The sequence below is a fragment of the Thermoplasmataceae archaeon genome, assembly GCA_038729425.1.
Taxonomy (GTDB): domain Archaea; phylum Thermoplasmatota; class Thermoplasmata; order Thermoplasmatales; family Thermoplasmataceae; genus B-DKE.
In genome coordinates this window covers 1-7,262 of record JAVYSB010000007.1, presented here as the reverse complement: position 1 = coordinate 7,262, position 7,262 = coordinate 1, and the positions used below count along the sequence as shown (strand labels likewise).

Annotated in this window: 9 protein-coding genes; 6 read left to right on the top strand and 3 right to left on the bottom strand. The window is 42.3% G+C overall.

What is annotated here, in order from left to right; genetic code table 11:
- On the top strand, window positions 1-455 hold a 455-nt coding region (locus tag QW597_06530; GenBank protein MEM0156233.1), incomplete at its 5' end, for a hypothetical protein.
- 44 nt (window positions 456-499) lie between these two features.
- Here the strand turns inward: QW597_06530 and QW597_06525 are convergent.
- Window positions 500-850, bottom strand: a complete 351-nt coding sequence (locus QW597_06525) for a NifB/NifX family molybdenum-iron cluster-binding protein (protein ID MEM0156232.1) — start codon at window positions 848-850, stop codon at window positions 500-502.
- Between the two features lie 505 nt (window positions 851-1,355).
- Between QW597_06525 and QW597_06520 the strand changes: the two genes are divergently transcribed.
- From QW597_06520 to QW597_06510, 3 genes are all read left to right on the top strand, one after another.
- A complete protein-coding gene (locus tag QW597_06520) occupies window positions 1,356-1,784 on the top strand; it encodes a DUF1801 domain-containing protein (protein ID MEM0156231.1) in 429 nt (142 codons plus the stop codon).
- Between the two features lie 447 nt (window positions 1,785-2,231).
- Window positions 2,232-2,690, top strand: coding sequence for an HPP family protein (locus QW597_06515; GenBank protein MEM0156230.1), 459 nt, complete (start codon window positions 2,232-2,234; stop codon window positions 2,688-2,690).
- A gap of 140 nt (window positions 2,691-2,830) precedes the next feature.
- Window positions 2,831-4,282, top strand: a complete 1,452-nt coding sequence (locus tag QW597_06510) for an MFS transporter (GenBank protein MEM0156229.1) — start codon at window positions 2,831-2,833, stop codon at window positions 4,280-4,282.
- A gap of 1,025 nt (window positions 4,283-5,307) precedes the next feature.
- Here QW597_06510 and QW597_06505 read toward each other — a convergent pair.
- Window positions 5,308-5,601 carry a hypothetical protein gene (locus tag QW597_06505; protein ID MEM0156228.1) on the bottom strand — a complete coding sequence of 98 codons (294 nt, stop codon included), beginning with the start codon at window positions 5,599-5,601 and terminating at the stop codon, window positions 5,308-5,310.
- A 250-nt stretch (window positions 5,602-5,851) separates the two neighbouring features.
- Window positions 5,852-6,250, bottom strand: a complete 399-nt coding sequence (locus QW597_06500; protein MEM0156227.1) for a helix-turn-helix domain-containing protein — start codon at window positions 6,248-6,250, stop codon at window positions 5,852-5,854.
- A gap of 96 nt (window positions 6,251-6,346) precedes the next feature.
- On the opposite strand from QW597_06500, the gene QW597_06495 reads away from it, so the two are divergent.
- Together QW597_06495 and QW597_06490 are read left to right on the top strand one after the other, a co-directional pair.
- Entirely contained in the window at window positions 6,347-6,580 is a 234-nt protein-coding gene (locus tag QW597_06495) for a copper-binding protein (protein MEM0156226.1), read from the top strand.
- Window positions 6,581-6,584: 4 nt separating this feature from the next.
- A partial coding sequence (locus QW597_06490; GenBank protein ID MEM0156225.1) for an FAD-dependent oxidoreductase occupies window positions 6,585-7,262 on the top strand: 678 nt, incomplete at its 3' end.

The window sequence follows — 7,262 nt, the reverse complement described above, 5'->3', positions numbered from 1 at the left end:
GAACGCTGCATTCGGTCACTTCTGAGGCAATTGCCGGAGTCGCGTTTGTTATTGGAATACTTCTCGTCAGAAGTTACATAACATACATGGAATTTGTTTCGGTTGCTCTTCTGGTTGCTGTGGGGGTGTACTTCATTGCGAACGGTTATATGGAGAATGAAACTGAATCCGGATATGCAATTGCTTCAGTAAAATCGGTACTGGCTATCAGTGCATTTCCTGACTTTGCCCTCATACCCATAATGCTGGCATCGTCCCCTCTTTCCATAACCAATATAGCTCTGATCCTTGCAGCATTTACCGCTATAAGCGCAATATCCCTGGCCGCAATGGCTTATGTCTCCACAGCCGGCCTATCCCTGGCGCTCAAGAATATCCCGCCAAGGTACATAGATTATGTAATGGGCTTGATACTCTTTGTTACAGCAGGCATAATCGGCCTTACTGTAATCTGAACATCGAACTTGATTTCGGCTTTCCGGGCTTTTTTCTGCTCAGATCAGCGAATGTTGCCGGGAATCCTTGGCAGGATATCAGATATGGTATTGCCTTCGATAGGCAGGATCTTGATGCCGGCCTTCGTAAAGTCGTTCACAGCTCCAGGCCCGATTCTTGTGGCTATTATGGCGTCAGGTTTTATGTCAACGACTCTTCCGTGTATTGATGATGCCTTGGCCTTTTCCTCCTCTGTTCTGTCTTCCTCGTGGGGGCCTTCTCCCAGCACAAACTTCAGGGAACTGAGTTTTCCGTTTGAGATATCAAGAACGGCCAGATATGGAGCACGCCCAAAATGCGGGGAAATTCTCGAGCCAACATCGTTTCTTTCAAGAACTGGTATAATTACTTTCATATCCTAAAATGAATCAGTCTTATTTTAAGACGCCACCTTAGGTCTTATATTATCAACGTGGAAGGTTATCATAGGGAATGGGGAGCCCACTGATTTCCTGTTGAATTTATGTATGAAGCCTTAAAATATACTTTTCCCAGACCATATTTTCGGGGCACTGAGGTTACCCACTATTTTCGAACTTCAAATTTCCAGATTTCCTAATCAATCACCATTATGCCATCTTTTACCTTATTCTCTTGGAAGTTCTAACATCATTTCAATCAGGGTTTATCTGGATTCCGCTGCACACGGACGCCAAGGGTAAGTTAACAGGGTGCAACTGTTTTCAGGAAAAAGGGAAGGAAAATTCAAATAATGCAAGGCTAATGCTTGCTTTGACAATACTGAAAGTCATTGAAAAACGTGAATAGATCTGGATGTAAATGCGCTTGGTTTGTAAGCCATGCAAAATACGGATAGAAGAACAGATATGGTTTATTGGTTTACGGAATAAGGTATGATAATGTCAGGAAATGTGGGGCCAACAGAAAGTGAGTCGACAACCAGACAAGTAGACACAATAATCAAATCCTATGGAGACTGGCGTGGCAGTACCATGTCGCAGTTGCGTGATATATTCAGGAATACTGATGCAGAAATTGTTGAAGAGGTGAAATGGAGAAAGCCAAGCAATCCTATGGGCGTACCGGTCTGGTCCCATAATGGAATAATATGCATAGGGAATTTCCTAAAGAATTCTGTCAGGCTTACATTTCCGCAAGGTTTCCAGATCAGCGACCCAGGAAAGATGTTCAATTCTCGTCTCGACAGCAAAACAGTTCGTGCCATAGATTTCGAGAAAGAAGGTATTGTGGACATGGCGGGGTTGAAAGCCATATTGCTTGAGGCTGTCGAGATTAATAGGGTGAAATCAACCATGAAGATAAAGTAAAGGCATCTTAACCGCAGGCTTGCACCAAGTAGCTGAAATTTCTGCAGATTCTTTTTTTCTCATTCATTTCAGTATAATTGATACCGATTTCTGCGAAGATATTCGGCCGGCTGCTTCAATTATGACACCGACTACCCAAGAACCATACTGGGACTAAACTTCCAAAAGAATTTGCAAACGTCGCAGCGACCACCGCTTGGACGATTCGGAAAGAAATCAATGGGGTCTTTTGCCTCAACCTCTGACGGTATCTGGATGGAATAGATACCTAAAATCAAAGTAACAGTACAATTATACCTGAAGCAAGATAACTTGACCCAACCCTGATGAATCAATGCAATTTTTGTGTAAATTCCATTGAAATCTTCAGGAAAATTAGGAAGTTTAAAGCACAACTACTTCCTAACGTTTTAATTCCGTTGAGGTGAAACATCGATTAACAGCGAAATGACCCCAAAGCCCCTGGCATCAGATAAGGTCAAGAATTACCTCATTTTCCTGGCAATCCTGAGTGCTATATTCTCACTGATCGCCATCAGGGGAAATTACATACTAGCCCCTCCATACGCTGTTTCCGCATATCTGATAGTTTTTCAGAGAGATCCGAAGTACTCAGGAAAAAAGAGCCTTCTGGTAACATATGTGCTGGTCATTGGGACCTCGGACATTATTCACATACTTATCGGAACCGGCCTCGTAGAAATAGTAGTTAATGTTCTGATAGTTTCGGCCTTCATCACCTTCACCGATTTTTCTCACCCTCCAGCTATAGCTCTAGCTATTTTTTCGTATTTGGTGGGCGACCCCTTTGACTTCACCGTTTCGTCTATACTTGCACTATCTGCCCTGATTATAAGTGCTATGATTATTGAAAAATTCAGACTTGGAATGAGTCGGCAGTCCTGACTTATGAAGACGTGTTCAAATGCTGTTTTGATTTTCCCTTTGGGAGCATTATCCAATGTATATAGAATCTATATACTATTTTCTACTTTATATAATATATTGGCAAGATTTATGAGAAGAGAGAAAATGCGCTGCATGATATGAGTACAGAAAAGGATAATGATTTGATAGACTCTATAAATAACGCCAAGACCAGTGGCTTCCACTACAAAACCTGGATTATATCTGGACTCGGATTCTTCACTGATGCCTATGATCTTTTCATCATAGGCGTTGTCTCAAGTATCCTTGTGCTGTCCGGATGGAATTCATTCTCTACACTGGAAACTTCGCTTCTTGATTCTACCGCATTGCTGTCTGCCGTGATAGGAGCCGTCATATTTGGCCGGCTTCTTGACAAACTCGGAAGAAAGGCCATTTATGGACTTGAGCTTGTGATACTTGTCATCGGGGCACTGGGAAGCGCCTTTCTTACGCCTACAAATGGTGTTTACATTTTGATAATATGGAGATTCATCCTTGGCATAGGAATAGGCGGAGACTACGCAACCAGTTCTACTATCATGGCTGAATACTCCAATACAAAGAGCAGGGGTAAACTTGTTGGAATGGTATTTTCCATGCAATCCTTTGGCCTTCTTGCTGGTCCACTAATATCCTTGGGCCTGATTTATTCTGGAATTAGCTTGGCTATCGTTTGGAAACTCTTGCTTGCGTTCGGCGCAATACCTGCACTGCTAGTTGTGTACTACAGGCGAAAAATGCCTGAAACACCGAGATATTCCATAAGGGTGAGGGGGGACTCCAAGGCCGCTACCAGCAACTGGAAGAATTACACTGGCATGACCACAAGGGCCGATGCATCCACAGAAGTGGTTAAGGAGTCATGGACACAAATCATGGGACAGAAAAAATTCCTCCTGACGCTTTTGGGCACTGCCGGAAGCTGGTTCCTGATGGATTGGGCGCTGTACGGGAACTCAATTATGTCCAGTTCCATGCTGTCCGCCCTTGTACCCAGCACGGTGACAGGGCTGCATCATCTGATTACAACCACAGAGTACTCTGCTCTGATATTTGGGCTGGCGGCACTTCCAGGCTACTGGATAGCAACATTCACACTGGACAGAATTGGAAGGAAGCCTATTCAGACAATAGGTTTCGCAGCCATGGCAATAAGCTTTGGAATGCTTGGGGTATTCCCTTTTCTGCTTTCAGCTTCCTTTGTAATTCAATTCCTGATCATCTACGGCATCAGTTACTTCTTCATAGAGTTTGGACCCAACGTGACCACGTTTGTATATCCTCCAGAAGTGTTTCCAACAAAGGTGAGGGGATTTGGTTCCGGAGCGTCCGCAGCCGGGGGGAAGACGGGCGCATTTATAGGGACGTTTCTGAATGTGATAATACTTGCTTCGTCTATAGGTGAATCTGGTCTATTTCTAATACTGGCTTTCCTGTCAGTTCTTGGCCTGGTATTGACAGTTGTATTGTTGCCGGAACCAAAGAGGTTGGATCTGGATGAAATATCTGGCGAGAACTCATTGCTTTCAGCGGAATACCAGAAAGCAAACACAGGGGCAAAACAGTAGTTATATTCTGTAAACCCTTATTATTTCTTATAAATCGGTCAGAGGTAATAGATAGTTCCAAAAAATTACATCATTTATAAGCGTTAATTCACCAATGATGACTATCAGCCAACATCGATATCTTAAATCCCTTTCAATGATAAAAATCCAAACAATAGAGAGTGGACCGGTTTGGATTAAATTAGCACTTCGAAGGAATATCACAATTAGATTTATCGCATTTGATCGCTCTAATTGGCTACCTTGCCTCCAAGCAGTTTATAGAAGGATCTGTGTGGCCTGCACAGAGTATTACATAATATTGAAATATGTGTTATTTGCTCTCTTTCAGTGGGTAGATTTAGTGATCTCCTTGCGGGGCAACCATTCCTCTTGCTGCCTATGAAATAGGCAACATTATATGGGAAAATTATAAAATTAGAAATAGAATTTCTAAAAAAGAAGCAAAGGATTCTGGTGCGGTTCTGTGAGAGTTAATTGATTCAATGTAGCAACTCGTGCCATCTCCAGGCTCAACGCTAACCCTTTCACTGGGAGAAGCAGACCTAGCATTCTATGATTCGTCATGTCTCGTATCTGCTATCGAAACAGGTTATAAGCTTGTGACAGATGATGTAAAATTACACATAATTGCAAGCTCAAAGGTACTTACACAGAAAACCTCAGATCTGTATTAGTGCATTAAATTCCTTGGAGTCCGTGGGCGAAAATAGATTCTTATTTCTTGTCAAGGCTTGCAGAATCTTTCGTTTTAGCTAGCCGGTCGAATTCATTGAAGGAAATTGTCTTCTTGCTGATCTCGAAGAGATTCTTTATAATATCATTAAAGAGTGGATGACTTATTTACTATTCACACAGCCCTGTTCTATTGCACTTTTCTTCCTTATCGTATGAAACGCAATTTGCGCGGCATCAGATTAGAACACACTCAAAGTGGAAATCAATCTATATTATCAAGGACTGAGGCATTCGGCCGCGATTGCCTGACAGTGTAAAGTGCGAGAGATCTTAAGAGATTTCTTAGTTTATCCAGATCTAAACAGAGCTATACAAAGGAATATTACAGTAGTAGGGTAATCCTCCGACTTCCCCCAAAATCCGTTAATTCCTAAGAATCCTAATATTAAGGCTTTTCGATATAGTAGAATTTCCTCAGAATTCCTTCCCAGAAAATTTAATGCATTCGCATATTCGAACAATTCTACGGGATTTCCATTATAATTTTTGAGTGCTTCATGGCACTTCTTTAGCATCATTTCAGGCCTGCTCCTGTACCTCCAAGCTTCCTCCATAAGATAATTAGATAACTCATCCAACACGAAAGAGATTAGCAAAAATTGAATTTTAAGCCGTGGTATCCTCACCCCCTTGAGGTCAGGTGCATGGTCTATGAACCTATGGGAAATTGATCAATGTTTTAAGAGAATACTCGCAAATGTCTGTAAATACAATTGCTGTCCTCCAGTGTTTAAGAACTGGTGATAATGAGGATAGCAACAGCGATCAGTCAATATGCGTGATCCACAGGCGCACGATCTGCTATACTTCGTTTGGAGAATTGCAGCAGAACTAACTATGCAAGCCCAATCCTGCCAGCGTTTTAATAAGAGGAATAAGTGCATCCCTCAGTATCTGACCTTGCTCGGTCAGAAAGTATGTCGTTCTGTCACCTCGATCAGTCTTAAAAATGATATCAAGGTTCACTAGTTCCTTCAGTCTCTTGGATATGATTGTAGAGCTGGAGAATGGGATATCCCTGAGAATCTCATTGAAGTTCGCCCCCTCAGATTTGTTTCCGATTACACCGAGGATCAATACAGTATATTTTTTTCCTAACAGATCGAGAAAAGGGAGAGATGGATCTATGCACAGTTCAGTGTCGGCAATCCTAATCATGCAGGAGATATTGCGGTTTTCCATGCGGATGCGTTCCAGTTTGTCGGGTTCTTTTCTGTATTTATCTGACATTGAACTATGTTACTCATTTGTCCAACTGATATAAGTTTACTGAAGGTAAAGAAAAGTTTACTTACTTCTAAATATAGAATGTTTCAATCATAGCATATGGCAACACGGAAAGTTACCATGAAAGTATTTGGAATGACATGCGATGATTGTGTGGATCACGTGGGAAAAGGTTTAACGGATGGCGGGGCCAATGATGTATTAGTCTCTCTCAAAGATGGTATGGCTTCAGCAGTTATTGATGACACCAATGTCTCACCAGAGGATTTAGAAAAATTACCCATATTCGGAAAGGACTCACAATATAAGGTCCAGGTAAGAAAGGTTGAGTGACTCGTTGACGGAGGTTTTCGATATTGTAATTATAGGGAGAGGTGCTGCGGCTTTTTCTGCTGCCATAAAGGCGAGTGAGCTAACCTCTGGGCAGGCTTCCTTAGCAATGATTGGGTTCGGTCCTCTTGGAGGGACATGCGTTAATGTTGGCTGCGTCCCATCGAAATATATCATAGAGGCAGCTAAGGTTGTGCACACACTGACCAACCCGAAATATCCCGGAATACCCCCAGGCGTCGCCAAGATTGATTTTCGAAAACTTATGGCTTCACTGAAGAAAACCGTCTTAGAAGAGAGGACTGAAAAATATACAAATGTTCTGAAATTGTATGACAACATCAAGGTTTTTGAAGGGAGAGCCACTTTTATTGATCGTGATAAGATTGCGGTAAAGAGCGGTTCAGAGGAGATTGTCGTTAGTGGGTTCAACTTTATTATTGCTACAGGCTCTTCTACGAAGATAAATAAAATAAAAGGGCTCCAAGAAACAGGTTACCTGACAAGTGACAATGTGTGGGATATTAACAGGGTCCCGCAAACACTTGCAGTAATTGGTGGAGGCTCCATAGGACTCGAGCTGGGTCAGGCGTTAAGCAGACTGGGCTCTCACGTGAAAATAATCAAGGAGCACGATACAATAATGGCCGGAATTGAACCGGATCTTGGAAGCAGCCTGATGGAA